This is a genomic window from Pseudomonas sp. MD330_10 (assembly GCF_042610415.1).
GTDB lineage: Bacteria > Pseudomonadota > Gammaproteobacteria > Pseudomonadales > Pseudomonadaceae > Aquipseudomonas > Aquipseudomonas rhodesiae.
Map to the genome: position 1 here is coordinate 324294 of NZ_JBHGZU010000003.1, position 24338 is coordinate 348631.

Below are 24338 nucleotides of genomic sequence, written 5' to 3' on the forward strand. Positions count from 1 at the left end.
CTCAATCCGGTGGAGCGCCGAGTGTAACGCCTGCTCGGGTGAACATGTCGGGCTCTGCGTTCTTCAGCTGCGCCAGGGTCAGCGGTTTGAACGACTTGTCGAGCTGCAGCTTGGCAAACTTCTCCGGAGTCAGCCCGCCATCGCGGAACAACTTGCCCCGGACCGGCCCAAGAGCATGGTCTTGGAACCTCGCCGGTTGCGTTGCCAGCCACTCGTAGTAGTTCAGACCTGCATTGACCTGCGCGCCCCCATTGTCGCCCACCGAAGCCCGCGTGGCGTCCTTGGCGAACATCTCCGAGAGCCTGGTGGTCGGCACCGTGGTTGACCGGCAGTTGATGTGCGCTGGCGGCAGCGGGCCTTTGCCAAGGTCGAAGCGCATCCCATCCAGGCCCTTGCACTGTTGCGAGGTCTTGCGGTCAAGCGTCGACACCCAACGATAGCCCAGCACCACGTCACTGTTGGCCTTAAGCGTCTCCATTCGTGCCGTGGTGGCCACATGCTGGATTGCCGTCTGCACCACGGCGGCAGCGTTGCGGTTGCTCACCGCCAGGACGCCGTCCGTGAAGTTTTGCGCCGCGGTGCCGCGAATCGCCTGGATGATCTGGGCATTGGTCTGGCCCTGGCCGAAGCCGAGCCGGATGGTGTTCGTGACACGCATCGTCTCGGTCCGCGTCCAGCCGCTGACGAAACTCTTCAGCAGCTTGCCGCCGTCGATGCCCTTTACCTGAAGCGGATAGGAGAACACCGCCGCACGGATCAGCGTGTTGGTCGGCACCACTGCGTCGATGGAGAGTGCATTGCTCAGGCTTTTAGCCTCGAAGGTTGACTCGTACAGCGCAATATCGACCAGATCGGCCTGCACCAGGTCGCCGTAGGCCTTGTAGATCTCCAACAGTTTGCCGTCCACCCGGGCCAGGAACTGCTCAAGGCGGTCCCGGCTGTAGGTGGTCAGCTCCTTGCGGGTGAGTTGATCCCGCACGAGCTTGTCGATCTGGCGCAGGTACTTCTCGAACTTCTTGACCTCGCCGGCCTTAAGCCGCTCCAGCATTACCGTGTGGCGGGTCGTCTGCTCCAGCAGTTGGCTGTCCGCCTGCGCCAGGTTTGTCGATGGCATCGTCTTTGTCCAAGTTGATGCCGGCCGACTCGCGCTCATCGCTGATCAGTTCGGCTTCGTCTTCGTATGGGCGCTCCGGCAGCTTGCCGGTGGTGAGGTACTGCCAGTAGGTGTCGGCGCTGATCGTTCCGGCCATCACTCCTTTCAGCAGTTCGGCGAGAACCTGGGCGTCGACCACTGGGGTCACGAACTCAGGGTTCACCTTGAACTTGACCTGCTTGGGGTCGTAGCCCTTCCACTCGGCGGCGTATCGCAGCCCCTGCTCCACCGCCTCGGCCACGGTAATGACGATGCTGTGCAGCGTGGCGTGCTGATCGTTCTGGCGCGTCTTCCGCGCCTCGCCCGACTCTGTACCGCCGACGTCCATGACCTTGGCGCCCGCCTCAAGCGCGGCGTTCTTCTGGTCATCCATGGCCTTGCGCACGGCTTCGATGCCGGCGCCCTGGAACTCCAGGTAGCCGCAGGAACCGGAAGGCCCAAGATCCCATGCCGCCGATGGGCCGGTAACGCTCAACTCCACCGCCTCATCCAGACCAGAGACCCACGGCTGCGGGTGGCTGGTCTGATGCAGCGACGTGAAGTAGTCAGCGCTCAATTGGTAGGACTTAAGCGCGGCCCGCGCCATGGTCAGCAGCGGCACCTCGTCGACGTCCGGGGAATTGTCGGTGGAACCGCAGTAAATCACGGGCAGGTATGGCAGGCCTTTGACGAGCCGGTTGTCGGTACCAGTGGTACCCAGCGGCCTCTCGTCCTCGACCAGCTCACCGCCTTCATTCCGCACGGCGGTGTAGCAGACGTCGTTCAGCATGAAGAACTCACGGAAAACGGTGTCGCAATCATGGCTGTATCGATCGCCGCCCTTCTTGCGGAACTCGCGGAACACCGAAAGGACCAGATCCTGCCGTCCGCCCTGATCAGCAGTGTCCCAATTGATGGCGTTGCGGGTGGCGTACGTCGAGAAGTATGGCTCGCCGCTCTCGTCGATGTTCACCACCAGCGGTACCCGGCCGTGGGAAATGGCCTGGCGCACCATCCGGAAGAACAACTGCTTCAGGCCGAAGCCGTCGGCTGTGGCGTTGTCCTCCAGCCCTTTCAGGCCAGACGGTAGTTCGATCTCAGGAATCAGCCGAGACACCAGCCCCATCATCGAGCGCAACGAGTCGCGCACCCAATGCTCGTACTGAGCCCGGCTGGTGTAGTTCTCGTAGAGGTACTTGTTGCCGGCGCCGTCGAGCTTTTCCGCCTCAACCATACCGCTCGGCTTGGGCAGGTTGCGCTCGTTGCGCTTCACGGCGCACTCACCCTCGAGCGCGTCGTCCATCATCTCCCACTCCGCGATGTGCGCGCCGTAGTCGGGGTTTGTCGATTGCACTGGCATCAGGCCAAGCCTCCAATTCGGCGTGTTCCGCCTGTGCGTGTTTTGATCGGATAGCGCTTGGCAATGAAGTAGCCAGGGGCGTCCACGAGGTGGTCGTATCCGGCCTTCTTGTCGGGCTCACCCTTGTCCGTGTAGATCTGCCGCTCCAGGCACTGCGTATATTTCGGGCATTGGTCAACGTTGACCAGGTAGCGGTGCTCGCCATACGTGTTGGCGAACATTGCGCACATGGCGTTGACCCTGTCTTTAACCGCGGGGTTGGTCGAATCCACCACTACGGTGAAACCAGCCTTCCTGAGCAGTGATAGATCAGACTCGCTCGCGCTCTTGCTGCTTGTGTTCTGGCCGCTGGCGTCTGGGTAGATCGCAATGCTGTGATCAGGGAAGCGAAGCTTGATCTTCTCAATCATCTCCGGTGTGTCACGCACCTCGGAGAACTCGCTGAGGGCCAATGGCAGATCGTCACGGATGACATGAACCACGGCGGCCATCTTCATGACGTTGAAGTCCATGCCGATGTGAAGCGCCTCGCCGCGCTTGATCGTCTCACTGGTTCGGTTCACCTCACGATTGAACGTGTAGTAGACAACGCCCTGGTAGTTCTCGAAGCTGGCCTCGTATTCTTGCCGGAAGGTCCGAGGGTCCATCTTGCGGCGGGCAGCTTCCAGTTCTTCAGCCGGAACGTTGCCGCCGTCGAGTGAGGTGTAGAGCCAACTCTTGTGATCGGGCTCATGGCCTGGCCGACCATCAAGGAACGTGTCGTAGCAATGGTTGAAGCCCTTCGGCGTGCCGATGCGCAGCGCGTGACCACCTTTTCGCATGCCGATGCCCGGTATCGAGTATTGGCAGGTCGAGAGCATCGGCCGAAGGACTTCTTCCCATGCTTCCCACGGGCAGTCCGCCCATTCATCCACCAGGACGAAGAACAAACCGGAGCCGCGCAGGTTGTCGTAGTTGTCGAGCCCGACCACGCGCATAACGTGTCCGGATTTGAGCGTGATCGAGCACTCAGTCTCGTTTGGGCGGTGCGCGCGCCATGCTTCAGGGATCGCCTGCTTCAGGCGGCGCCAGAACACACGTTTGGCCTGTTTGAACGTCGGTGCGCCGTACCAGATCTCGTCCTCAACGCTTACTCCCCACTCAGCAGCGAGCCGAGCAGCGCGGCGCATTTCAGCTTTGCCCAGAAACGTTTTGCCGAACCGTCGACCACACACCGCATCGCGGAAGCGGGCCTCAGGCTGGAAGCCCCAGCAGTAAATGTTCGCCTGCTTGGGCGTCAGTTTTACCGGTGGGTCAAAGGTACGGGGCAGCGGGGACATTCTCATCAGGCTCCAAGGTGTACTCAGCAACGGCGTGCTGCTGGTCAGCGTGGGAGCCCAAAGGCTTTTCAGGTTCAAGGCGGCGATTCACGTAGGCATCGCCCACTTCTTTGGCGGCCTGCTCATACAACTGAGCAGTCAGCGCCAGATTGCGCATGCTCTCAGCCTTCTCGGCCAGCCGCCCAAGACCGCGAAGTCGGTACGCGCGATTGGCAATGGGGATATCGGTTGTCTCTTCACGGAATCGCTTGCGAGCAGCGTGGAACAGGTCCACCCAGGTCTTGCCGAGCTTCTGCCCGGCAAACTTTGTCGGGTCGTGCGTTTCGCATTGCTGTCGGGTGATCTCAATCCCGAATTCTGTCTTGACCGCTGCTACCACCTGGGACGGCGTATCGAAGCAGGCCAGAGCCTGAACGATGAAGGCTTTGACCTCGCTTCGTAGTACTGCCATATGGTTGTCATCCGTCAATACCTGTCATGGAATCAGGCCGACTTGAGCAGACAGGTTCCGCAGGCCCTCGCAATGTTCAATTTCCCCACCTCAGCAGGTCTGTTTGCAGCATCCACCAACGCTTGAACGTCAGGGCTCGCACCGTAGCGGCGGACCACACCGACGAACTCTTCGACGTCGTGTGAGCGCATCTCAAGCTTGGGCAATCCTTCCTGCGTGAACTTGGGTGCACCGTACTGATCCTTCGCCTGGGCGATGTGATACAGCTCATGCTCTACCAGGGCACAGAAGTCGGTGTCACTGCACTGGGCGCAGTAGTCAGCGGCCAGCGTGATGATGTAGGCCGGCACATCGCCGAACCAGTCACGCATCTGCTGCTCCATCCGGGCTTTCTGCCAACCACCGGCACGAAACGCTACCTGCTCGGCCTGGCCCAGAACTGTACGACCCTGCTTGTTGAAGCTCGACGACGCCCACATGACACGGATGTCAGCATCCAGTAGGTGGGCATGGTCTTCGTTGTGAATGATGCCGGTGTCGGCAAGGATCTCGGCTTGGAGCCATTCCCATACCTCGGGAGCTGGGGTAATGCGAACACCAAAGTCGGACAATTCAAGCAGCGATAGTGGCGGCATTGGTCGAATCATATCGTGACCTTCTCTTGCCGCCTTTCAAGCTTGCGGGTATTCATGAACAGTTTTCTTATTTAACAAAGAGAGATCATGGATACGTTATTTACCGTCTTCGCGGCCGGCGTAATGCCAATAATGGCAATCGTGCTTGCAGTCCTAGCGTATCGACACAACATGAAAAAATGGCGATCACGGATTGACGCAGAGCTGCAGACAGCTTTGGAGAAGCTGGGAGTTAGCGCTTACACGTTAATTGTGGACAAGCTGACTTCGCCAAGCACTGACAGAACAGCTGACGTCTACCGTATCCTGCACGATGATCAGGACCATTATTTCCTGTTCATGAAAATCGGAGAGCAACCCGCGGTGCTCAAACCTCTCAGCAAGGAGCGAGCCTTACTGGCGGCACGTATGAATGGATAAGTAGGTTGACTGAGCAGGTAACTCTAATCCGCGCCACGATTTGGCGCATTCGAAAACGTGGCGCGGATGAGCCAGGTATACTCCGCCAAATTTGATTTTTTCGAGACTCAAACCCATGCACGGACGCCTGTATCTCATCGCTTTACTTATCGCTGGCCCAGCAATGGCTGTGGAGCCCTCTCGCTACAGCTACGACGAAGCCCCAACTGACGGCTACATGTATGCCGTTAGGTATCAGCAAGCCAAACTGGCTTGTGAATCGCTGCCTGATGACCTTGAGGCGGACTATGCGAAAGCCATGCGCCTTACAAAAGAAGCGAATACCGAATTTGAGCGATCTTACGCCAAAGGTTTAACGGCAAATCTCAGGTGGCGCAAACCCGCAACGCCCGAAGATCAGCAGTTGGAGTGTGATCAAAGTCAGCATGCTTTGCGTGTGACGGTAAGCCTCGCCCGTCAGTGGTTTCCAGGGGGATGGTAGGCCCTCGCATTACTTGGCTCTGCGCTCGACACCGCCAGGTGCCTTGTTACAGTTCAGGCAGTGCTCGCAGTTCAGCGTCCGGCACAGCCAGACCTTCACCCGCTGCCAGTACGTGACCATGAAGATATGCCGTGCACCGGCCAGGGCCAGAGCGACATGCAGCGTCAGTCCGGCGGTAGTTGGGCCGAAGAAGATGTTCTGGCTGCGCACCATCACGACAAAACCGGTGATGGCGATCGTCGAGTAGATCAGCTTCCCAAGGATGCCGTCCCTCACCTTCCCGCTCAGTACGCACCAGGCTGCCCACAGCGCGATAAGGCCGCAGGCGATGGAGTTGATCAGTTCAAGATTCATGGTGGATTGCCTCCCCCGAACCGCTGGCGAATTAGCGCCCAGAGGTCAGCGGCTTTGATGGCTCGGTTGATTGCTGCCAGGAGCGAGCCGCCGAACGTACCCAGGAGAAAACCAATCCCGGCGACTATTTTGGGCTCCGTGACATTCAGGTAGGCGCTGACCATGCTCGTCAGGTACAGCGAGCAGGCAACCCCGGTGATCAAGAACACCATCCAGGCGCGCCAGTCAGACAAGTCGTCCTTGTGCCACCAGCTCGCAACGACAGCCCCAATCAGGCCCGCAATCAGCAATTCGAACCTGTCGATCTTGTCGAGCAGGCGCTGTAGATACTCCATGCGCTCGACTCCGTGGGGCATGTTTGGGAATTGAATCGGCTCCAGCAGCACTCCCTGCTCAGAGCGAAGGGTGTGGTGGGGCCGAAAACGAAAAGGCCTCGCACGATGGCGAGGCCCTGAATAGGTCTCTCATCAGCGTGACAAGTCAGAGGCTCTGAGGGCTTTGGGAAATTTAGGCAATAAAAAACCCGGCGCGGTGGCGGGTTCCTGTGCACATCAAATCGAATGACTGTAGAAAAGTGCGTAAGACTCAATGCCATCGTTCGGTTCTTTGATGCCGGCGTTTGAATAGTGAGTAACCCGGACACCTACCTTCTGCGTATCACCGAACTTCAAGCCTGCGCCAATTCGGTCTTCGAAGTTGAAGGAAGATCCGAATTTCTGGTCGCCAGCGTTGGTGCCCGAAAATATTGCAACACCGACGCCGGCCTCGATGAACGGCTTGATGTCGCCTTGACCAAACTCGTAAACGAACACAGGGGAGAAGGAAACAGAGTGGCGAGCACCAGCCTCTTTTCCCGACTCCCAATATGTATAACCCAGGTCCCAGTATCCGGTCAGCTTACCTGTAGAGCTTTCCAGCCATGCCTTGTCCCAGTTGAATCCCAGTGCTGTACGGGCAGTCAAGCCGCCTTGGCTAGTCGCGCCGAGGGCACCTGATAGTTCTACAGCTTGAGCGCCGTTACAGACCGCGCAAAATAGCAACGCCGATAGGATAATTTTCTTCATTTTGTGACCAACAAGTTCTAAGGAAAGATCGCTTAAGTGACAGCGGCACTATGAGTCAATGTGCCATCAATTCGTTCTCAAAATTCCTTAAATAGCGTTTTTGCCACCTTCGTTGGCAGAAACAGCGCAGGTACATTTCGCTTTTTCCGAGCTTGGCGCTTGGTACAGATGCGGGCGAAAGGGGTCTAGGACCGGTGCACGCTTTATCGGGGTTAAGGGCGCTTGAATTAAGAAATACAGATGTCGCCTATGCAAATTCAACTTCCCTCCCTTCGCTAGCCCAACGGAGCTGAATGCAAAAAGCCCCGCGCAATCGCGGGGCCTTCAATACTGCAGAGCTCAACTGCGCCGAGATAAACGTAAAGAGGTGAGTTGCACGGTCGATTATATCGATATGGCTTAATCGTTATTACTAATTAATCCAAGCGTAAAGCCATCTATGGATGAAATTTTCCCGCGCCAAAGCGCGCCTGTCTCGCCAGGAATTGACGACGATGTACCTAAGTAGGTTCTAGCATCTTCGAGGTGTAGGAACTGGAAGGGGGCGTCCTCTTCGGGAGACTCAGCTCCGGGAGTCACATTGAAACCAAGAATTATGTCTTGGATCGCATCTGCATTGTGATCACCTTTCTCCCTGAAGGGGGCGGAAAAGCTTTCGGCAAGCCTCTCAAAATACACTGCGTGGGGGATCAATTTGCCCGATATTACTGACCCACCGACAGATAAGGTGAGACCAATGCTTAGCGATGCTCGATTGGAGCTTTTAACAAGCCACTGCAATAGCCAATCAGTCTGGCGCCCTTCCCACTGTGTTTTTGTGAAGGCTTTGTCGTTGAGTAAATCCAATTCCTCTACGACAGTTTTGGTCTGACCTTGAGATTCGTGCATTAGAGACTCCATCCGGCTGGAAACTGAGTCTCATCTATACATCAACTTGGCACCCACAAAAAAGCCCAGCGTGTTTGCTGGGCTTTCAGTGTGAATCCCTAACGCGTAGGATCGACAGATTGAATAAATAATCTCTCACTTTCTCATTCGTTGCAATGGCTATTTGCTAAGCGGCACAACTTTCGATCAGGCCTTCCGCATCAAGTAGTTCCTGAGCGGCGGTTAGCGCCTCGTTCACCTGGTCATCCAGCACCTTGCGAATCGTCGAACGCCACCGGTACCGAGTCGACTCTGGCTTGCCGTCGTTGTCCCAATTTGTGATGTCGTACCAGGCGGCGGGCAGCACCGCAGCGGAGCGCTTGCCTTCGGCACCGGCTACTTGTGGAATCGCCCAGGTCAATACCGCGCACTCACGGAAACGTTTCGGCGCAGGCGTGCGCACGGAGTTGAGCAGTTCCAAGATGGCGCCGTGCTTGCGCTCCTCATGCGTCGAATACTTCGCCACTAGTGCCCGCCAGTGCGGCGGGGCAAGCGACTTATGCAGCCGACCGAACACCCAGCAGTCCTGAAGAAACGCCGCTTCTTTGCCGACGATCTCGCCCTTCTGCTTGGCGTACTGCACCTTGGGCTCAAAGTCGCAGCCGCCAGCGGAACTGATGGTCTCGGCCGCAAGGGCTCGAACTACTGCTGAAACAACGTTGCGATAGGTCATGCGGCTTCCCCTTTTTTCAGCTCTCTGGTCATTGCCCGGTATTTGGCCTTGATTGCCTGCAACTGCTCGATGGTGTGGCGCTGGGGATCATGAGGCCCTTCCAGCCAATCCACTTTGTCGGCGCCGATGCGCCTCACCAGCTCCAGCCGGTAATTCACGATGTCGCCCGACTTGTGGTTGTTGCACGGCGCGCACTGGCGCCAGACGTTCAGCGGCTCGAAGCGAAGCTCTGGGTTGCCACCGACGGTGCGGTAGTGCCCGGCGTGCCATTGGCCGTTATGGTGCCGCCCACAGCTCACACACGGCAGACCGACGTCCCGTTCGCGAATCCATGCGTTGAAAGCTGTTTGGGCTTCCTTCATGTGCTGGGCGCGCGTCTTGATCTTCACCTTCGCCGCGCGCAGCTCCTTGCGGCCGATATCGGCCAGCGACTTACGCGCTTTGGCCTGGTTCACGTCCTTGATGGCCAGGCCGCATATTGGGCTGCATACAGCCTGGCCCAGGCGCTGCGGCGAAAAGCTGATGCCGCATGCTGGGTTCTTGCACTTCTTCGGTTTGGGTTGCTTGGCGATCATGCAGCCTCCTTGCTGAGTAGATCAGTGAAAACCACACCTTGGCCTGTGAAGTAGGTGGCGATGCGGTCGGTGTAATTGATGCCCTGGGCGCGATTGAACAGGCTGGTCACCGGGAAGCCGTCAGGGCCGAACAAGTGGCACTCCCCCATCATGGCCAACTTCGTTTCGTAGGGCAGATGACGCATGACCCGGTACCATTCAGCCTGAAACCCGGCATCCTCGTTCAGTAGGATCTGCACGCCGAAGTGCAGCTTGCAGTAACGGCGAGCGTCGGCCGCGTCGCCGATCTGGGTCATCTCGGCGATGCGCTTGTACATCCCGAACCACAGCCGGTTCTGGTCGAGTGTCCGGTCCTTGCCCGGGCGCAGGGAGACCACCACAAACTTCTTGTCCCGGTACATGGTGGTCAGGCATGTGATGGCCTCGGTGAGCTTGGCCTGGCAGTTGACGCTGATCTTGTCGGTCATTGCGCCGCCCTCTTCTCTTCCACTTCCTGCGCCTGCTTGATCAGCAACGCCCGGCGATCTGCCAACTCGTTGGCTGCCTGAATACGCATCTCGTCTTTTTTCTCAGCACTGGCTGCACGCATCTCCCGCATCGACGACTTCACCAGTTCGAGCTTTTCGCGGAGAGCCGGCGCTGGCCGTGTAACAGTGCCAGTGAGCAAACCAGCAATTGCGCGGCCGTCTTCGGTGACTGGCTCGGCACTCAGATCCGCCAGGTACTTCTGGGCGTGTTCGCGCGGGATTCGCTTCAATTCCATCGCCTTGGTCACAGCCTGGATACGGCGATTGGCGTCGAAACCTACGGATACGTGCCAGTTGACAGGCTTCGCATCCTCGCGGGCCTGGCCCACGAACCGCTGGTAGGCGTCGATGAACGCCATGCGCGCACCGATTTTGTCGCCGCCATCCAGAATGGGTTTCGCAGCAGCAAGTGCCAGCTGGATCTCGTCGGTCAGCACCACAGTTTCGAATTCATCGTTGGTGGTCATGGCGATTGCCCAGGCCTCGTCCTTCCCTGGGCGACCGTCGGAGGTCTGAACACGCTGCAGGATGTCAGCCATAGCCAGCTTGCCCTTCACCTCAAAGCGACATGCTTTCAACGCGGCTTTGACGACGGGCACCGGGTAGGCGCAGAGGTCTTCAGCCATCATCGCGGCGGTGCCTGGGTTCATTTCCTGCCCCATGGCCTCGGCGGTTGCGCAGATGGCAGCGGCCAGCCCGGCAACCTGCTGATCATTCATTTCAGAGGTATTCATTGCGGTCACCTGCTTGGCGTCTGGCCAGAACCATCTGAGCGGCCTGCTCGGCTGCGGAGTGGTTCGCCTCGGTCCGTTCCATCTGGCGGGCGGTTATGCCGTTGATTCGCTGCCCGGTGACCCACTGGGTGTGGTAGCTCTCAGCGTTGGTCAGAAGCTCGTTGAGGCTGTGGCACTTGCGTAGAACGGCGGCATCGCTGGTTTTCAGGAAGTGGGCGGCGACGTGGTGGGCTACGTCGGCGCCGAGGCGGTCGACGAGCAAAGCCATCTGCTTGCCTGTCTTGGCGTTCCATACCGGCCAGGCGTGGTAGCGTTTACGGTAGGCCATGGCGTAGTTGGCCCAGACTTTGAACGTCTTGCAGGTCTGGTCCTTCGGCCCGGGCATGTCGGCAGGGATCTCAACTCGTGGTTGCTGCGGAACGAATGGCACGACCTGCGCCGTCACGACCTTGGCGGTAGCCTGGGGCGTAATTGGTTCAATGACCGGTTCTATGACTGGTTCAAGAGAGTTACTGATTCTGGGTGCAGCTGCTGCACTACCCCCTGGTGCAGGAGATTCACTAGGGGGTGAACCTGCTGCACTACCCTGGTGAATCTGCTGCACTACCCCTGGTGCAGGAGGTGCACCACCACCATCAAGGGTCAGGAAGTAAACGTTCGATGAGTTCCCCTTCGGGCCACCCTTTCGGATTTCCTTGCGCAGCAGTCCTGCCTCACAAAGCGCGGTGATGTGGTTCATTACAGAGCGCTTGCTGATCTCGCACTGATCGGCAATATGCTGATAGGACGGCCAGCACTCGCCTACGTCGCTGGCGTTGTCAGCCAGCTTGATCAGCACTAGCTTGCGCAATGGGTTGCCGACGCGAAGCTTCATCGCGGCTACCATAAGGCCCATGCTCAAGCGGCACCTCGCACTGCTTTATCGTGGGTGAACAGGCCGTCCCAGGTTTTCTTCATGGGCAGCTCGCCGGCCAGGTACAGGTCGTACGGGCGTGCGGCGCCCTTCTTCAACAGAACGGGCGTGTAGGAGATAAACGGGTCTTTGCCGTGCGGGGTGACTTCGACCTGGTGCTCGGTCATGTACTTGTCGCGGGCGTACGAGCCAACACGGTGACGGGTACCGGACTTGCTCTCGTTGTAGAGCCAACTGCGTTCTTCCAGGTAATTACCCACCTGCATGACATTGACGCCATTGAGACCCTTGCAGAATTGGGTGTGTGTCATGCCTTCCTTGAAGAGGTTCTCCAGGGAGTGGATCTTCGCGGCCTGCTGCTCAACTTGGGCGGTGAGCATCAAGCGGGCCTTTTCAGACTCCATGGCGATCTGCAGGATTTCGATTGTGGAAAGCGGTTGAGTCTGAGCCACCTGCGACTCCAGTTCGTGCCAGCGGCGAATCACGGTCATGCGCATAGCGGCGCTGTAACCGGTCAGCAGGCAGTCGGTGTGCTCGCGATCAAGCAGATACTCCGTCTGCTGACGATTCATGCTGTCCAGGTAGATGGCACGAAAACCTGTGGCATCTTCTTTCAGTTCGGTCAGCATCTTCTCGATGTCTGTCGTCACATGAAAATGGCGCTTGCCGGTAAGCTCAGCGATTTCCCGAGACGACATTGTCCGCGCCACGTTTTCAGAATGCGAAAATCGTGGCACGGGAACGTTGGGGCTATTGATCGATTCGGTGTGTTGGTGCATGATTCGCTCCAGTTATTTACCGCTGTAGAAAAAGCCGACCTCGTACGTCGGCTTTTTTGTGCCTGGCATTCAGGCAATGGATTTCAAATTCGGCCGGGCGTCCTTCATCAGTTGCTCAGCTTTGCGCCCCAACTCCCCCGCCTTCGCTTCAACCTGGCGGCACTGCTTCGCGAAAGCTGGCAGGTGCGGCAGATCCAGTTCGCACATCACCTGGTCGTCGAACACTTCGCTGCCGGTGTCGATCACATCGCCCAGCGCGCGGATTAGCGCACCGAAGCTTTTGTTCGCACATTGGTCGCTGGTCATCTGACGGGCGCCGGTCAAGCCGTGGCGGCTCGCCAGTTCGTTAAGGCAGTGATCGCGGTATTCAGGCTCAAGGGCGTTGACCCACGACTCTTCCAGCCAGGACGGCATTTCTTGATCGCCGTTCAGCCACCGCTGTACACGCTTGAGCCAACGGCCGGTCGCCTTCACGAACTCGCTGACGTCGCCGGTCAGTTCGGGAGAATTGAAGTCAGGTACGACCTTCTCCTTGGCGCGATCAGGGATTGACAGGTGCAGCTCGCGGCTCAATGCCTGGGCGAAGTCGTCCTGGCTCAGGCTGGTGCGTGCGATCTGGTTTGCAGCGTGTGCGACCAGCACCTGATCACGGGTTTGTAAGGTGTGTCTGGAACTGGACGTTTGCATGGGGACTGCTCTCTTCTAATCTGTCTTCAATGGAACGGCGGACAGGGATGTCGCTTAGGCAGCCCGAACATACGCAGAAGATTGCTGCGGAAAAACGCGATCCAAAGTGCATTTCGCACCTAGTTCATTCAGCGCCCAGACGATCTTCCGGGCGTCTTCAAGCTTCAATGGGCGTGCACCCGACTCGTAGTTAGCGAGCCGCGACTGCTTCCAGTCGAGCTTTCGGTGTAAGGCTGCCTGGGTGATCCCGGCCTCCTCACGAAACTCTGCTATGAGGTTCATTGCGCTGCTCCTGCGGTCAATAAATCAAGGATAAACACATAACGTGTTATTGGCAAACACAATAAGTGGGCGGAATTTATTTCACTCCGTGATTAAAATTCGATGCATGAAAACACTCGGATCGCGCATCGCTCACTACAGAGAAAAAGCAGGGCTTTCTCAGGCTGCCTTGGCAAAGGCGTGCGGGTGGAAATCCCAATCGCGCATAGGAAACTATGAGAAAGATGCTCGGGAGCCAAATCTTGACGATATCGCCAAGATTGCCCATGAACTGAAAATCGATCCGGCAGCGCTGCTTTTGCCTGGCGAAAGCCCCTCGAATATTTCAATCGCCGCCCAGCCCACCAAATCATTCCGCTACCCGGTAGTCAGCTGGGTTGCCGCCGGCGCCTGGGCGGAGGCTGTTGAGCCCTACCCGGCGGGATTCTCCGACAGCTATGAGTTTTCGGAGTACGACTCCAAGGGCACAGCGTTTTGGCTGAAGGTGAAAGGTGACTCAATGACGGCGCCCGCCGGCCAGAGCATCACTGAAGGCACGCTGATCCTAGTGGATACCGAGGCCGAGGTTGCGCCAGGTAAGCTAGTCGTGGCCAAACTCCCTGACAGCAACGAAGCCACATTCAAGAAGCTGGTCAGCGACGGCGGTCGACTGTTTCTGAAGCCGCTGAACCCGAGCTACCCAATCGAGGCGGTCGACGAGAATTGCCGGATTGTTGGCGTGGTTGTCCAGGCGCTGCAGAAGTTTTACTGATGCCATCCGCCCTTGGAAAGCCATCGACCTCATGGCGAGAGCAGAGCTTTTGGAACAAGATGTGGACCTATGCTCTGCTGGCGCTCATGTTGGTTTTCACAAGAGAAGCTGGCATTTGGCCGGACGGCGGTTCATCCCATCGCAAGCGGGTCTTCAGCCCTTGCTTCCTTGTGGTCTGCTCTCTGGTAGCTGTGTTTGAGATAATGGCTCTGAGCTATTACTATGGCCTGAATGGATAGGGTTAGGGATTGGTCATAGCTTGCCGTACGCCTGACTACAGAGATTTACCCGAAAATCTAAAACGTACCGAATAATCACGGGATGACTATGACGGATCGTCGCACGAGCAAAAAAAGCTCCGCAGCCGCGGTGGCAAATAACAGCAAACAAAGCTTGTCTCTTCTTAGTCTTCGAATAGAAACCCCCGCATTCCGAAAGCTTAAAAATATCTCCATTGATTTCGCTGAAAGAATTACTTTAATAGCAGGACATAATGGAATAGGAAAATCAACAATACTCGGCTTAGTTGCAAACGGTTCCGGAATCACGTCAAAAACTGCGAAAGCCCTAAGCATTGTACCGACTTATACCGGAAAGCTATTCAATGGCGTACTTAATGAAATAGTACATATTGATTATGAAACTGAATACCTTGTAAACAAGGAAGCAGACAAGTTGGCCAGTCCACACCTTGACTATCGCGTGAATGGTGATGAAATATCCATGAGATGTGGATTCACGCATCGCGAGGTGAAAAACAGTGATAAGGTCACAAGCCGGATAGAACCTAGAGTCGTGGCGAGGATTTCAAAAAAATATGTAGATCCCACCGGAAAGGTCACGATCGGCGTTGCGTCAAAGATGCCACTACCTACAATTTATCTAGGTATGACGCGAATGATCCCGATTGGAGAGAGCAATCCAGAGTTAGTTGAAAGCACACGTGACAACACTATCACTGAGGATGACGGAAAATTCATTGAGGATTTCATCCAAGACATTATTAATGTCACTGGGCGAAAACAGAAAAACAGTGGCGTGATCACGACCCAGTCGATCCGCGGCACCAACAAAATTGCAAATCATCCCGAATACCCTCACAGTCCCAAAAGTGTTTCGCTAGGTCAAGATAGTTTAAGCGCCATAGCCACCGCCTTGGCGTCCTTCAGACGTCTAGAGAGAGAATGGCCAGATTATCCAGGCGGACTGCTAGTTATCGATGAGATTGATGCTGGCTTCCACCCGCACGCACAGAAAGCGCTTATAGACGGGTTAAAAAATGTTGCAAAAAAACTGAGACTGCAAGTTATAGGTACAACTCATTCACTGTGCATGATAGAGGCCATTCATCCAGATACAAATCCAATTCCGGAACAAGGAATTAGAGTTGACTCTGTTGTTTACCTGACCGATTCCATAGCGCCTCGTTTCGTGCGAGATATGTCTTTCGTACAAATAAAAAACGACATGTCGTTAACTCCACCCGAGCCACCAGAAAAGCCAACAAAAATTGATAACACCCTTAAAATTTACCTTGAAGATGCAGAGGCAAACTTTATGCTTGGCCTGCTGCTTACCCAAAAGCTAAAGAGACAAATAAATACCGCCACTGGAAGAACGCTTAAGGCGATACCGATAAGCGTTGGCTGCAACAACTTGCAAGGCCTCCAAAGCTTCGACAGATACTTTAAAACCGTTCTGATAGTTGTTGACGCAGACTCAGCAATAAACGCAAGCCTAAAAAATGTGGTGAAGCTTCCAGGGGGGTCAGATAAGGCAGGAAATGGCTTTTCTCCGGAAAGGACTATTTATGAGTTTTTACAAGAGCTAATGGAGGATAACGAGAAGTACCCCACTGCTCGATCAGCGTTAGAAAAGATGCATGTCAGCCGCGACCAAATTGGCACTCACCTTCTTAAAGGTGATGTAAACATTACAAATCGGATCTCATCAAAAAGCTGGATGAAGGCCAAGTTACAAAAAATTAAGGATTGGAAAATAGTTGAGCTTTGGTTTCTGGAGCATCCTGACCTGGTCAAAAAATTTGAAACTGACCTGATTTTGGCCGCTACCAGGACCGCAAAGCTGACGAAATAGCGGCTGGCCAAGTATACTGCACGCCGTTAAACTGAGGCTCAGAGACCTCAAAGGATGAGATAGAAAATGTACTCCAACAAGCTATACAGCCCCTTACGCTACCCCGGTGGAAAGGCTCGCTTTGCGCCCTTCATTGCTGAGGTGATGCGGGCTAACGGCCTGGCAGGCGGACACTATCTCGAACCATTTGCTGGCGGAGCTGGTGTTGCCCTTGAGTTGCTTTTCGACGGGCATGCGACTCATATCCATATCAATGATCTCGATCCGGCAGTATTCGCGTTTTGGTCAGCCGCCACTAGCGATCCGGATGGAATCCTCAAGCTGCTAAGAGACACTCCAATAAATATGGAGCAATGGCATCACTGGCGTTCCGCGATGCTTGGCCAAGACGCTGCCTTATCCGTTGCAGAAAAGGGTTTTGCAACGCTTTTTGTCAACCGCACCAATCGCTCGGGCATCCTCAAGGGCGGAGTCATTGGCGGTAAGGCGCAGACTGGCGCCTACAAACTCGACGCACGATTCAGCAAAGAGATGATTGCGGCCAGGCTTGAACGAATCGCACTGAATGCAGATCGAATCTCGGTATATTGCGAGGACGCCTTTCTTTTACTCAGCCGCGCAGCGGAGTTTCTACCAGACCAATCGCTTATTTACCTTGACCCACCTTACTATGTGAAAGGGCGAGGCCTATACCGAAACTTCTATAAGCACGATGATCATCTGCAAATTGCTCAACTGCTGCAGGCCCCTGACTTCGAGAGGCCATGGGTTGTCTCGTACGATGACGCGCCAGAAATCGGTGAAATGTACAGCAAGAACGAAGCACTGACTTACGGGCTGCATTACACCGCCCAAGCGCGATATGTGGGCGACGAAATCATGTTCTTCAAACAAGGCATCTCTGTGCCTGATGCGAAAATCCCTAGAGCCACTGTAGCCGCCTGACTCTATGCCCGGCCCAGCGCCGGGCTTCTTGTATCCGGGGTTTCACAACCTTTTCACAGCTGATCGCTTACGGTTACCCCTGCTCCTAGTGAACATCCCTTTAAGCCCGCCCTCCCTATCGTGGGCTTTTCTTTGTCTGCGATTTGACCGTTCGGCTTTTCCCGCCAATGGTGGCTGTACGCCACGAATGGTAAAGTTCTGGCTCGATTACGGGAGGGATACCATGCGCTTGAAAACCTACGCTCTGCTTTCTGCTTTGACGATAGCCTTGGCTGGCTGCGTAGCACCGCAACAAAGAACTCCAAACGCATCTGCCGTTGCCGGCCCCGCCAAAGCGCCGCATGTGTTCAAACCCATTGATTTCAAATATGACCCCAAGTCGCCAGAAGCCATCAACTTCTCGCGCCAGCTAGATCTGCCGGCATGGCAGTGTGATCTTGAGGCAACGACAGGTAGCTATGCGGTTCGGTACAGCAATCGCCCATTGATCGCCGAGTACAGCAATTCGCTTATCGAATGCTTCAAGCATGCCAGGGCGCAGGGCGACGAAGCAGTGAACCGACTTAAAGCCGCCAAGGTGCCCACCAGGCAAGCGGAACTGAGCAAAGATCTTTATGCAAAGTGGTCAGCCTATCTCTCCACCATGAGCCCGTATCGCACCACAGACCAGCAAGCCAAATCCGCGTACCAGGCCTCGAAGGAAGCCCTCGCGACAGAGGTGAAGTTTTCTAACTGACCGTTATCCATAGCACCTAAGCCCGCCACGCGCGGGCTTTTCCATGCGCGCCAAAAAGCTCCCACCAGCTCAAATATGCATTTGTGCATGAAACTCCTCGGCACCCTATTGCCAATATATATCACCACCAATACTGTATATAAATACAGTAATAGCAAGGAGCGAAGCATGAGCCAGACACCCTACCCGACGTCGAAACCCCGGAATTCCTACGAACTCGTCGGCCATCGCCTGCAACGCATAATTGCCTCTCCTCGAGTACAGAGGATCCAGCTAGTTGAGGTTTCCAGGCGTGACGACGAAAGCCCTGAAGCTTGGCGTCAGGTCATCCAAGACATCGGCGACACCGCCGGCATAAGGATCGAGCATTTGGATGATGGCGCCGTAAGGATCGGCTGGCGCGAGTACTGCGATTACTAAATGAGCCCGCCGGCAGGCGAGTTCAGCGCCCCGTCCTTCTCAATCTCCCTATAAAAACCACACAGCGTGATCCAATCATGAGAAATACAAACACGTTACGTGTTGACACAACAAACACACTCTGTGATTATCGCCTCAAGCCAGCAATGAAAGATGCCGGCCAGCAGCAAGAGCTGCACCGCTCTTTAGCGACACCCCTTGCCGGATCACAACCGGCCTAGATTCAAAGGCAGCGATGAACCGGCCTCAACGGTTCAGAGGGTTGGCAACTGACCCGGGCGTGCAGCGTAAAGCGCCAAGAACAGTTATCCAGCGGGAGAACAAGCCGAAAGGCCCGCGGCTGGAAGGACATTTGATTCAAGCCGATGACCGACGCCAGAAGCGGGTTACGGCGGAAGTTTTCACTGATGCACCCAACTGCAGCTCGGTCGGGTGCATTGGGAAAACAACCGGGAGTCACACATGAAAGTCGATAACGAAGTGATGGCGCTGCTCAGCGCTTCTCGCACCGAAGACAACAAGCTGTTCATCACCGCCGGCCAGCTCGATAAGAGTCTGTATCAGCGCCTCGACAAAACTCTGAAGGCTGCGGGCGGCAAGTGGAACACCAAGGCAAAAGCGCACTTGTTTGCCGGTGACGCCGCCGACGCAATCGAAAACATCCTGATGACCGGCGAGGTTACTGTTCCTCAGGACTTCGGCTTCTTCCCCACTCCGCCACACGTTGCAAAACATGCGGCGGACCTCGCAATGATCAGCGACGGGATGATGGTGCTGGAGCCGAGCGCCGGGCGTGGTGCACTGGCGGTGGCCGCCAACTCCGCAGCGGTAGGCGTAATGGTCGACATGCACGAGTTGCTACCGGACAACCACAAAGCGCTGACCGAACTGAAGCTGCCGCTGTCGGGTGTTTCCGAACCTGGCGACTTCTTGCAGGTCGAGCCTAAACCCATCTATGACCGAGTGCTGATGAACCCGCCCTTCGACAAAAAGCGCAGTGATATTCACCACGTTGTTCACGCACTGAAGTTCCTGAAGCCCGGCGGCCGACTGGTGGCGATCATGCCTTCCGGTGTGACCTTCCGCGATGACGCTCTGACCCGGGGCTTTCGCGGGATCGTAGAGCAGCGCGGCGGGAGTATCGAAACCCTTCCAGAAGCCTCATTCAAGCAAGCCGGAACGATGGTCAACACCGTGTTGGTGGTGATCCCGGCCGCAGCCTGACAACCAGCGCCACGACAGCCTGTCGTTAACTGCCCGGTCACCTGCGCGCCGAAGCGCAGGCTGTATCGGTAAGCAGTCTGCCGGCCTGGCGCGGTCGGTTGGGCGCCACCATTGAGCTGTGTATCTCGCTTGCGTGTATCTCACCTCAAAGACTGCTTTCCGATGCGGACGAAATCGCGGGCTCTAACCGCCTACCTGCATCACCACCGTCCTTTTCGACCTGGCCTCGGCCACACAGAGCGCAGGAGCCGGACTGCGTAACCGGCACCCCCCATCCCACCTCTATTACGTCAGCACTCCTCCCCCGCGCCCATCGGCAACCAGCGGGAGGCATAAGTGTTGACGAATACAGGTGAACAACCCGCCACTTTGGAGGCGCCCATGAACGCAGCATTGAATATTTGCCAGGAGCGTTACGACGCTCAGTTGCCTCCAGAGGTCAGCGAGAGCGACGAGGTGACGGACTGGCTTGAGCATTCGGCAGAGCGCCTGGTGTGCGGCGTCGACATCAAGTGGAAGCGCCGCTACGGCCAGCCGCACGTGGTGACGTTCGACCGGTTCTGCACGGCCCTGCAGGGCTACTTGAACCAGCGTCAGATCGACGGCCTGGACGAGCGTGATTCGTTTGCCCGCCTACTGCTGTCGGCGATGCTCGGCAGCCAGAGCGATGCCCGGGCTCACGCAGCCGACCTGCTGGGCCATCAACGCCCGATTGAAGCGGTCGAGAAGATCGCTGTAGCGCTGCTGAGACCGTATGCCGAAGACGCTGTAGCAGCAGGACGGGAAGAGCGCGAAGACGATGTGGATGCCGACCTATGAGTCCGCACATCCTGATCGATGAGGCGCTTGAAGCGCTTGAGCATCCCAGCAGCGAGCCAGGCGCGCAAGCCGTCGTAGTGCGGATGATCACAAACATGCTCACCGGCGACGCAATCACCGTCGACGAATTCAACCACTACTGCCAGCGCCTGCTGAAAATCACCAGGCTCCGCAAGGAGGCCGCATGACCACCGCACCGGTTAAATCACTGATCGACGAGCAGCTCGATGAAGTTGAGCGCCGCATCGCCATTTTGGGCTTCGGCCTTCCCTTCAACGAGCTGATAGGTCGCAAGCGTGAGGACCTGGTGCGGGATCTGCCGCAGCGCCTAGCGCCAACCATGAAAGGTGCTCGGATTGCGGTGAGGATTCGGCCTTTACAACCCGCCAGCGCAACCAGCGCCTGCTCATCTGGCACGGCTCCTTTTCTGCCCTCGCACTCTTCACCTTCCTGATGTTGCTCAGCGCACTCGCTGATCGAATCACTCAGTAGGGTCGAGTTTCTTCGCTAAAGCCTTCAGTTGTTTGGCCAGCTTTCGTAAAAACTCAGGTTCGCTCGGCATTTGGATCAAATTGTAAGCATCTTCCGCGATATCACCGGCGTATTGAATGGACGCCACGCCGTGCTCGGTCCGAATATAAAGTGAATCAGCTTTTCCAAACTTACTCCCTTTCCCGCGATGTTCGATTGAAACCCGCATCGGTTCAAATTTAATTAGGAAGGATGGAGGCGCCTTTTTCTTGGCCATGACAAGTCCCTTTGTGAGTTATCGGCCTGTGATCCTACCAACCTCGTATATCTGAATACCAGCAGTCTTTTCTCACTAGTTTTCATCTCGATCGCTGCGAGCATCGCGGCAAGGATTCCCCATGTCAGCAGTAATGAAGCAGGACGAAAACTTTCCTGCACTGTCGGAGGCCGCGCTCGTTGAAGTGCTGAGCAGCAGCCTCTACCCCGGCGCAGAAAAGAACTCGGTTGTGATGGTCCTGGCCTACTGCCAGGCCGCGCATCTGGACCCGATGTTGAAGCCGGTGCACATCGTCCCGATCTGGAACTCGAAGACGAAAAAGATGCAGGACACGGTGATGCCCGGCATCGGCCTGTACCGCATCCAGGCAGCGCGGACCGGTCAATACGCAGGGATCAGCGAACCAGAATATGGCCCTCCAGTGACTGCGCAGTTGAGCGGTGTAGAAGTCACGTATCCCGAATGGTGCCGCGTGACGGTCAAGCGGCAGATGAGCAACGGCCTGGTGGCCGAATACACAGCCAACGAGCGCTGGATCGAAAACTACGCAACAGCCAGCAAGGACACTGCGGCGCCCAACGCCATGTGGAAGCGTCGAGCATTTGCCCAGCTCGCCAAATGCGCCGAGGCACAGGCCCTGCGCAAAGCATTCCCTGAAGTTGGATCGGCGCCAACGGCGGATGAGATGGAGGGCAAGGCATTCGAGGAGCCGGTGCGCGATGTCAGCCCACGACAGCAAGCCCAGTCTGAACCGGAAGCGCTGCCCGCCTACTCCGACGACCTGCTGACCGAGAACATCGTGAAGTGGCAGCCATTGATCGACTCGAACCGCACCAGCCCAGAGCACCTCATTGCGACCATCAGCAGCAAGTACACGCTGAGCCCGGCGCAGATTGAAAAAATCACCAACCTCAAAGCCCTCGATGGAGACGCAGCATGAAAATTCACAACGTAGCTCAAGGCTCCGCCGAGTGGCTTGCCCTTCGCGCTCAGTACCGCACCGCTTCAGAAGCACCAGCAATGATGGGCGCCTCGAAGTACCAAACCCGCACCGATTTGCTCGCAGCCAAAAAGACAGGCATCTCGCCCGATGTCACGCCGTCTCAGCAGTTCATTTTCGACAAAGGCCACGCAACCGAAGCCATGGCTCGCCCGCTGGCCGAAGCACTTATCGGCGAAGAGCTTTATCCGATCGTTGCCACCGAAGGCGACTTGCTCGCCTCCATGGACGGCGCCACGATGCTCGGAGAGACCCTGTTCGAGCACAAGCTGTGGAATGAGTCGGTCGTGGCCCAGGTGAAAGCCGGCGACCTGGCTCCGCACTACTACTGGCAGCTTGAACAGCAACTGCTGGTGAGCGGCGCTGAGCGGGTTATCTTTGTTTGCTCGGATGGCACGCCGGAAAACTTCGTGCACATGGAGTACCGACCTGTCGCCGGGCGCGCGACCCAGTTGATCGAGGGTTGGAAACAGTTCGAGGCAGACCTGGCCAACTTCGAAATAGTCGACGCTCCTTCAATCGTAGTCGGCAAGGCGCCTGATGAGCTGCCAGCCCTGCGCATCGAGCTGACCGGCATGGTCACCGCCAGCAACCTGAAGGTGTTTGAAGATTCGGCCCTGGCGGTCATCGACTCGGTGAAAACCACACTCTCTACGGACCAGGACTTCGCCGACGCGAAGAAGGCGGTCAAGTGGTGCGGTGATGTTGAAGAGGCTGTCGCGGCCGCCAAGAAGCAGGCCCTGTCGCAGACCCAAAGCATCGACGAGCTTTTTTCGTCGCTGGACCGCATCAGCGCCCATGCTCGCGAGACTCGCCTGAAGGTCGACAAGCTGGTGAAGGCTCAAGAGCTGCTGGTGAAGACCAACATCAAACAAAAAGCCGAGCTCGCGCTGGCGGATCACATCGCCGCAATCAACAAGACCCTTGGCAAAGTCACGCTGCCTCATGTCGTTTCGGACTTCGTCGGCGCCATGAAGAGCAAGCGCACTATCGCCAGCCTTCAGGATGCAGTTGATACCGAGCTTGCCCGGGCGAAGATCGACGCTAGCCAAGCAGCCGATAGCATTCGTTTGAACCTGACCAGTTTGGCTGAGCTCGCCGTTGATCACGCCTTCTTGTTCAGCGATGTGCAGCAACTGGTTACCAAGGCCAATGACGACCTGGTGACGCTGATCAAATTCCGAATCTCCGAACACCAGAAAGTGGAGCGAGAAAAGGCCGAAGCGAAGCGTATCGCCGAAGAGCAGGAAGCCCAGCGACTGGCAGCCATCAAGCCAGAGCCAGTCGTGGAGAAAGTGGCGGCGCCCGAGCCAGTCCGCGCCGCGCCAGTTCAGACAGCGGCACCCGTCTCCCAAGCTACAAAGCCAGTAACGAGCCACGTGGTCGAGCAGGTAGCGCTGCAGGCCAACGTGACGGACTTCGAGGCACTGATCAAAGCAGTGGCATACGGTCAGGCGCCGGTCACGCTGCTTTTGGTCAACTGGGAAGCGCTCGACGCGATGGTCGCAGCGCAGGGTGCAAACTTCAGCATGGCCGGGGTGACACTCGGCAAGGCGGCAGCATGATCAGCAACCTCAGATCTGATATCGAGTTCCGACGCGAGAAAGCGCTGGAGCTTTCCAGTCAAGTCCGGCGGCACCTGGCCGCCGGCGGCGAGCTCACCATCGGCGATAGTCCGCCGATCAATCCAGACCCGGCGAAGCGTTCGGAATTCATCGACCCGACAACCGTCCTCAAGCGCCGCAAGCCGCCCATGACCCGGGCCGAGCGTGAAGCGCTGCGCAAACTCGCGGAGGCATTATGAGCAAGCGCAAACCGCATAACCTGCAGGCGCGCATTGCCCGGTCGTGCCGCTCGCTGCTGGCCGCCGACCACGTCGCGGTGGTCAACATCGACCCCAGCGGCCGCCAGGGCATGATCAATTACAAGTCGCTCAAGTACATCGCGCCCGGGAAAATTGGCCAGGCCGTCTGCGGCATCCCGCACCGGTGGACGATCTACCTCAGCGCTCTTTGCATCGACGCCCGCGGCGACCGGTACAGCAAGTCCATGGAGGTGGCGCCCGATGGCGTTTACCTCTCCGACCACTTGGAAGACGTGATCGAGCATTGCTACAAGAAGTTGCGCGACGAGGCAAACCAAAGCCAGATGGTGGCCTCGGGCTGGATCGCCATTCCCGACACCCTGTCGCTGGACGAGGCGCACGCCGCGCGAATCTTCGAGGCGGTCGGCGCCTGGCACCAGGTGAAGGTCGATTCATGCGCCGCATAGCACGTCCCCAGCAA

32 protein-coding genes and 1 pseudogene are annotated in these 24338 nt (G+C 56.9%); 15 read left to right on the forward strand and 18 right to left on the reverse strand.

Annotation, left to right across the window (positions count from 1 at the left end):
* Position 1: 1 nt before the first annotated feature.
* Genes ACFZPT_RS06955 through ACFZPT_RS06975 form a run of 5 tightly spaced genes read right to left on the reverse strand, consistent with a single transcriptional unit; the run spans position 2 to position 4909 of the window.
* Complete coding sequence (locus ACFZPT_RS06955) at positions 2 to 1114, reverse strand: minor capsid protein (protein WP_266249216.1); 1113 nt, start codon at positions 1112 to 1114, stop codon at positions 2 to 4.
* Entirely contained in the window at positions 1032 to 2492 is a 1461-nt protein-coding gene (locus tag ACFZPT_RS06960; RefSeq protein ID WP_379555026.1) for a DUF4055 domain-containing protein, read from the reverse strand. The genes ACFZPT_RS06955 and ACFZPT_RS06960 overlap by 83 nt, the downstream gene beginning before the upstream one ends.
* Positions 2492 to 3811 (reverse strand): terminase, encoded by a 1320-nt coding sequence (locus tag ACFZPT_RS06965; protein ID WP_379555025.1) that lies wholly within the window; start codon positions 3809 to 3811, stop codon positions 2492 to 2494. The genes ACFZPT_RS06960 and ACFZPT_RS06965 overlap by 1 nt, the downstream gene beginning before the upstream one ends.
* Positions 3786 to 4262, reverse strand: a complete 477-nt coding sequence (locus ACFZPT_RS06970) for a DUF2280 domain-containing protein (RefSeq protein ID WP_181079759.1) — start codon at positions 4260 to 4262, stop codon at positions 3786 to 3788. The genes ACFZPT_RS06965 and ACFZPT_RS06970 overlap by 26 nt, the downstream gene beginning before the upstream one ends.
* Positions 4263 to 4294: 32 nt before the next feature.
* Entirely contained in the window at positions 4295 to 4909 is a 615-nt protein-coding gene (locus tag ACFZPT_RS06975) for a putative metallopeptidase (RefSeq protein ID WP_379555024.1), read from the reverse strand.
* Between the two features lie 75 nt (positions 4910 to 4984).
* On the opposite strand from ACFZPT_RS06975, the gene ACFZPT_RS06980 reads away from it, so the two are divergent.
* On the forward strand, positions 4985 to 5317 hold the full coding sequence (locus tag ACFZPT_RS06980) for a hypothetical protein (RefSeq protein WP_034097511.1): 333 nt from the start codon (positions 4985 to 4987) through the stop codon (positions 5315 to 5317).
* A gap of 115 nt (positions 5318 to 5432) precedes the next feature.
* On the forward strand, positions 5433 to 5798 hold the full coding sequence (locus ACFZPT_RS06985; protein ID WP_040267822.1) for a hypothetical protein: 366 nt from the start codon (positions 5433 to 5435) through the stop codon (positions 5796 to 5798).
* A gap of 9 nt (positions 5799 to 5807) precedes the next feature.
* Here the strand turns inward: ACFZPT_RS06985 and ACFZPT_RS06990 are convergent, their stop codons facing one another.
* From ACFZPT_RS06990 to ACFZPT_RS07045, 12 genes are all read right to left on the reverse strand, one after another.
* Positions 5808 to 6152, reverse strand: coding sequence for a hypothetical protein (locus ACFZPT_RS06990; protein ID WP_253507345.1), 345 nt, complete (start codon positions 6150 to 6152; stop codon positions 5808 to 5810).
* On the reverse strand, positions 6149 to 6487 hold the full coding sequence (locus ACFZPT_RS06995) for a hypothetical protein (RefSeq protein WP_010211438.1): 339 nt from the start codon (positions 6485 to 6487) through the stop codon (positions 6149 to 6151). The genes ACFZPT_RS06990 and ACFZPT_RS06995 overlap by 4 nt, the downstream gene beginning before the upstream one ends.
* 216 nt (positions 6488 to 6703) lie before the next feature.
* Positions 6704 to 7216 carry an acyloxyacyl hydrolase gene (locus ACFZPT_RS07000; RefSeq protein WP_266249198.1) on the reverse strand — a complete coding sequence of 171 codons (513 nt, stop codon included), beginning with the start codon at positions 7214 to 7216 and terminating at the stop codon, positions 6704 to 6706.
* A 399-nt stretch (positions 7217 to 7615) separates the two neighbouring features.
* Positions 7616 to 8104 carry a gas vesicle accessory protein GvpU gene (gvpU, locus tag ACFZPT_RS07005; protein WP_286800668.1) on the reverse strand — a complete coding sequence of 163 codons (489 nt, stop codon included), beginning with the start codon at positions 8102 to 8104 and terminating at the stop codon, positions 7616 to 7618.
* Positions 8105 to 8270: 166 nt separating this feature from the next.
* A complete protein-coding gene (locus tag ACFZPT_RS07010; protein WP_379555023.1) occupies positions 8271 to 8816 on the reverse strand; it encodes a hypothetical protein in 546 nt (181 codons plus the stop codon).
* Positions 8813 to 9391, reverse strand: coding sequence for a recombination protein NinG (locus tag ACFZPT_RS07015; RefSeq protein WP_379555022.1), 579 nt, complete (start codon positions 9389 to 9391; stop codon positions 8813 to 8815). Before ACFZPT_RS07015 ends, ACFZPT_RS07010 begins: the two co-directional genes overlap by 4 nt.
* A complete protein-coding gene (locus ACFZPT_RS07020; RefSeq protein ID WP_232565797.1) occupies positions 9388 to 9858 on the reverse strand; it encodes a hypothetical protein in 471 nt (156 codons plus the stop codon). The genes ACFZPT_RS07015 and ACFZPT_RS07020 overlap by 4 nt, the downstream gene beginning before the upstream one ends.
* Entirely contained in the window at positions 9855 to 10652 is a 798-nt protein-coding gene (locus ACFZPT_RS07025; RefSeq protein ID WP_379555020.1) for a hypothetical protein, read from the reverse strand. The genes ACFZPT_RS07020 and ACFZPT_RS07025 overlap by 4 nt, the downstream gene beginning before the upstream one ends.
* Complete coding sequence (locus ACFZPT_RS07030; protein ID WP_379555019.1) at positions 10639 to 11553, reverse strand: helix-turn-helix domain-containing protein; 915 nt, start codon at positions 11551 to 11553, stop codon at positions 10639 to 10641. Before ACFZPT_RS07030 ends, ACFZPT_RS07025 begins: the two co-directional genes overlap by 14 nt.
* Entirely contained in the window at positions 11550 to 12263 is a 714-nt protein-coding gene (locus ACFZPT_RS07035; RefSeq protein WP_379555018.1) for a Rha family transcriptional regulator, read from the reverse strand. The genes ACFZPT_RS07030 and ACFZPT_RS07035 overlap by 4 nt, the downstream gene beginning before the upstream one ends.
* Before the next feature lie 150 nt (positions 12264 to 12413).
* Complete coding sequence (locus ACFZPT_RS07040; protein ID WP_379555017.1) at positions 12414 to 13031, reverse strand: hypothetical protein; 618 nt, start codon at positions 13029 to 13031, stop codon at positions 12414 to 12416.
* Positions 13032 to 13085: 54 nt separating this feature from the next.
* Positions 13086 to 13313, reverse strand: a complete 228-nt coding sequence (locus ACFZPT_RS07045) for a helix-turn-helix domain-containing protein (protein ID WP_379555016.1) — start codon at positions 13311 to 13313, stop codon at positions 13086 to 13088.
* Positions 13314 to 13356: 43 nt separating this feature from the next.
* On the opposite strand from ACFZPT_RS07045, the gene ACFZPT_RS07050 reads away from it, so the two are divergent.
* The 9 genes and pseudogenes from ACFZPT_RS07050 to ACFZPT_RS07090 form a co-directional block, all read left to right on the forward strand.
* Positions 13357 to 14064, forward strand: coding sequence for a LexA family protein (locus ACFZPT_RS07050; RefSeq protein ID WP_379555015.1), 708 nt, complete (start codon positions 13357 to 13359; stop codon positions 14062 to 14064).
* A gap of 327 nt (positions 14065 to 14391) precedes the next feature.
* Positions 14392 to 16161 carry an AAA family ATPase gene (locus ACFZPT_RS07055; RefSeq protein WP_379555014.1) on the forward strand — a complete coding sequence of 590 codons (1770 nt, stop codon included), beginning with the start codon at positions 14392 to 14394 and terminating at the stop codon, positions 16159 to 16161.
* Positions 16162 to 16227: 66 nt separating this feature from the next.
* Positions 16228 to 17106 (forward strand): DNA adenine methylase, encoded by an 879-nt coding sequence (locus tag ACFZPT_RS07060; RefSeq protein WP_379555013.1) that lies wholly within the window; start codon positions 16228 to 16230, stop codon positions 17104 to 17106.
* A gap of 223 nt (positions 17107 to 17329) precedes the next feature.
* Positions 17330 to 17842, forward strand: coding sequence for a hypothetical protein (locus ACFZPT_RS07065; RefSeq protein ID WP_379555012.1), 513 nt, complete (start codon positions 17330 to 17332; stop codon positions 17840 to 17842).
* A gap of 168 nt (positions 17843 to 18010) precedes the next feature.
* A complete protein-coding gene (locus tag ACFZPT_RS07070; RefSeq protein WP_379555011.1) occupies positions 18011 to 18262 on the forward strand; it encodes a DUF1654 domain-containing protein in 252 nt (83 codons plus the stop codon).
* Positions 18263 to 18724: 462 nt separating this feature from the next.
* Entirely contained in the window at positions 18725 to 19486 is a 762-nt protein-coding gene (locus ACFZPT_RS07075; RefSeq protein WP_379555010.1) for an SAM-dependent methyltransferase, read from the forward strand.
* Between the two features lie 381 nt (positions 19487 to 19867).
* Positions 19868 to 20305 carry a hypothetical protein gene (locus ACFZPT_RS07080; RefSeq protein ID WP_379555009.1) on the forward strand — a complete coding sequence of 146 codons (438 nt, stop codon included), beginning with the start codon at positions 19868 to 19870 and terminating at the stop codon, positions 20303 to 20305.
* A complete protein-coding gene (locus tag ACFZPT_RS07085; protein WP_104503097.1) occupies positions 20302 to 20493 on the forward strand; it encodes a hypothetical protein in 192 nt (63 codons plus the stop codon). The genes ACFZPT_RS07080 and ACFZPT_RS07085 overlap by 4 nt, the downstream gene beginning before the upstream one ends.
* Positions 20490 to 20681, forward strand: a pseudogene (locus ACFZPT_RS07090) (hypothetical protein); the annotation flags it as partial. The gene ACFZPT_RS07085 and the pseudogene ACFZPT_RS07090, both read left to right, overlap by 4 nt.
* Positions 20682 to 20786: 105 nt before the next feature.
* Here ACFZPT_RS07090 and ACFZPT_RS07095 read toward each other — a convergent pair.
* Complete coding sequence (locus ACFZPT_RS07095; protein WP_305436783.1) at positions 20787 to 21053, reverse strand: hypothetical protein; 267 nt, start codon at positions 21051 to 21053, stop codon at positions 20787 to 20789.
* A 133-nt stretch (positions 21054 to 21186) separates the two neighbouring features.
* On the opposite strand from ACFZPT_RS07095, the gene bet reads away from it, so the two are divergent.
* From bet to ACFZPT_RS07115, 4 genes are read left to right on the forward strand one after another with little or no spacing between them, the layout of a single operon-like run.
* Positions 21187 to 21993 (forward strand): phage recombination protein Bet, encoded by an 807-nt coding sequence (gene bet / locus ACFZPT_RS07100; protein WP_379555081.1) that lies wholly within the window; start codon positions 21187 to 21189, stop codon positions 21991 to 21993.
* Positions 21990 to 23618 carry a YqaJ viral recombinase family protein gene (locus ACFZPT_RS07105; protein ID WP_379555008.1) on the forward strand — a complete coding sequence of 543 codons (1629 nt, stop codon included), beginning with the start codon at positions 21990 to 21992 and terminating at the stop codon, positions 23616 to 23618. The genes bet and ACFZPT_RS07105 overlap by 4 nt, the downstream gene beginning before the upstream one ends.
* The gene (locus ACFZPT_RS07110; RefSeq protein ID WP_379555006.1) at positions 23615 to 23857 is read left to right on the forward strand and encodes a hypothetical protein; all 243 of its coding nucleotides are present in this window, start codon (positions 23615 to 23617) and stop codon (positions 23855 to 23857) included. Before ACFZPT_RS07105 ends, ACFZPT_RS07110 begins: the two co-directional genes overlap by 4 nt.
* Positions 23854 to 24324 (forward strand): hypothetical protein, encoded by a 471-nt coding sequence (locus tag ACFZPT_RS07115; protein ID WP_379555005.1) that lies wholly within the window; start codon positions 23854 to 23856, stop codon positions 24322 to 24324. The genes ACFZPT_RS07110 and ACFZPT_RS07115 overlap by 4 nt, the downstream gene beginning before the upstream one ends.
* Positions 24325 to 24338 lie beyond the last annotated feature (14 nt).

What these genes read in the sequence shown, in the direction of transcription:
- ACFZPT_RS06955 (WP_266249216.1), bottom strand. Translation starts at nt 1,114, where the DNA reads ATGCCATCGACAAACCTGGCGCAGGCGGACAGCCAACTGCTGGAGCAG.
- ACFZPT_RS06965 (WP_379555025.1), bottom strand. Translation starts at nt 3,811, where the DNA reads ATGTCCCCGCTGCCCCGTACCTTTGACCCACCGGTAAAACTGACGCCC.
- ACFZPT_RS07035 (WP_379555018.1), bottom strand. Translation starts at nt 12,263, where the DNA reads ATGTCGTCTCGGGAAATCGCTGAGCTTACCGGCAAGCGCCATTTTCAT.
- ACFZPT_RS07085 (WP_104503097.1), top strand. Translation starts at nt 20,302, where the DNA reads ATGAGTCCGCACATCCTGATCGATGAGGCGCTTGAAGCGCTTGAGCAT.
- gvpU (WP_286800668.1), bottom strand. Translation starts at nt 8,104, where the DNA reads ATGCACGAATCTCAAGGTCAGACCAAAACTGTCGTAGAGGAATTGGAT.
- ACFZPT_RS06985 (WP_040267822.1), top strand. Translation starts at nt 5,433, where the DNA reads ATGCACGGACGCCTGTATCTCATCGCTTTACTTATCGCTGGCCCAGCA.
- ACFZPT_RS06990 (WP_253507345.1), bottom strand. Translation starts at nt 6,152, where the DNA reads ATGAATCTTGAACTGATCAACTCCATCGCCTGCGGCCTTATCGCGCTG.
- ACFZPT_RS06975 (WP_379555024.1), bottom strand. Translation starts at nt 4,909, where the DNA reads ATGATTCGACCAATGCCGCCACTATCGCTGCTTGAATTGTCCGACTTT.
- ACFZPT_RS06995 (WP_010211438.1), bottom strand. Translation starts at nt 6,487, where the DNA reads ATGGAGTATCTACAGCGCCTGCTCGACAAGATCGACAGGTTCGAATTG.
- ACFZPT_RS07040 (WP_379555017.1), bottom strand. Translation starts at nt 13,031, where the DNA reads ATGCAAACGTCCAGTTCCAGACACACCTTACAAACCCGTGATCAGGTG.
- ACFZPT_RS07025 (WP_379555020.1), bottom strand. Translation starts at nt 10,652, where the DNA reads ATGAATACCTCTGAAATGAATGATCAGCAGGTTGCCGGGCTGGCCGCT.
- ACFZPT_RS07110 (WP_379555006.1), top strand. Translation starts at nt 23,615, where the DNA reads ATGATCAGCAACCTCAGATCTGATATCGAGTTCCGACGCGAGAAAGCG.
- bet (WP_379555081.1), top strand. Translation starts at nt 21,187, where the DNA reads ATGAAGCAGGACGAAAACTTTCCTGCACTGTCGGAGGCCGCGCTCGTT.
- ACFZPT_RS07010 (WP_379555023.1), bottom strand. Translation starts at nt 8,816, where the DNA reads ATGACCTATCGCAACGTTGTTTCAGCAGTAGTTCGAGCCCTTGCGGCC.
- ACFZPT_RS07095 (WP_305436783.1), bottom strand. Translation starts at nt 21,053, where the DNA reads ATGGCCAAGAAAAAGGCGCCTCCATCCTTCCTAATTAAATTTGAACCG.
- ACFZPT_RS06980 (WP_034097511.1), top strand. Translation starts at nt 4,985, where the DNA reads ATGGATACGTTATTTACCGTCTTCGCGGCCGGCGTAATGCCAATAATG.
- ACFZPT_RS07060 (WP_379555013.1), top strand. Translation starts at nt 16,228, where the DNA reads ATGTACTCCAACAAGCTATACAGCCCCTTACGCTACCCCGGTGGAAAG.
- ACFZPT_RS07015 (WP_379555022.1), bottom strand. Translation starts at nt 9,391, where the DNA reads ATGATCGCCAAGCAACCCAAACCGAAGAAGTGCAAGAACCCAGCATGC.
- ACFZPT_RS07075 (WP_379555010.1), top strand. Translation starts at nt 18,725, where the DNA reads ATGAAAGTCGATAACGAAGTGATGGCGCTGCTCAGCGCTTCTCGCACC.
- ACFZPT_RS07105 (WP_379555008.1), top strand. Translation starts at nt 21,990, where the DNA reads ATGAAAATTCACAACGTAGCTCAAGGCTCCGCCGAGTGGCTTGCCCTT.
- ACFZPT_RS07045 (WP_379555016.1), bottom strand. Translation starts at nt 13,313, where the DNA reads ATGAACCTCATAGCAGAGTTTCGTGAGGAGGCCGGGATCACCCAGGCA.
- ACFZPT_RS07115 (WP_379555005.1), top strand. Translation starts at nt 23,854, where the DNA reads ATGAGCAAGCGCAAACCGCATAACCTGCAGGCGCGCATTGCCCGGTCG.
- ACFZPT_RS07070 (WP_379555011.1), top strand. Translation starts at nt 18,011, where the DNA reads ATGAGCCAGACACCCTACCCGACGTCGAAACCCCGGAATTCCTACGAA.
- ACFZPT_RS07080 (WP_379555009.1), top strand. Translation starts at nt 19,868, where the DNA reads ATGAACGCAGCATTGAATATTTGCCAGGAGCGTTACGACGCTCAGTTG.
- ACFZPT_RS07020 (WP_232565797.1), bottom strand. Translation starts at nt 9,858, where the DNA reads ATGACCGACAAGATCAGCGTCAACTGCCAGGCCAAGCTCACCGAGGCC.
- ACFZPT_RS07055 (WP_379555014.1), top strand. Translation starts at nt 14,392, where the DNA reads ATGACGGATCGTCGCACGAGCAAAAAAAGCTCCGCAGCCGCGGTGGCA.
- ACFZPT_RS06960 (WP_379555026.1), bottom strand. Translation starts at nt 2,492, where the DNA reads ATGCCAGTGCAATCGACAAACCCCGACTACGGCGCGCACATCGCGGAG.
- ACFZPT_RS06970 (WP_181079759.1), bottom strand. Translation starts at nt 4,262, where the DNA reads ATGGCAGTACTACGAAGCGAGGTCAAAGCCTTCATCGTTCAGGCTCTG.
- ACFZPT_RS07065 (WP_379555012.1), top strand. Translation starts at nt 17,330, where the DNA reads ATGCGCTTGAAAACCTACGCTCTGCTTTCTGCTTTGACGATAGCCTTG.
- ACFZPT_RS07000 (WP_266249198.1), bottom strand. Translation starts at nt 7,216, where the DNA reads ATGAAGAAAATTATCCTATCGGCGTTGCTATTTTGCGCGGTCTGTAAC.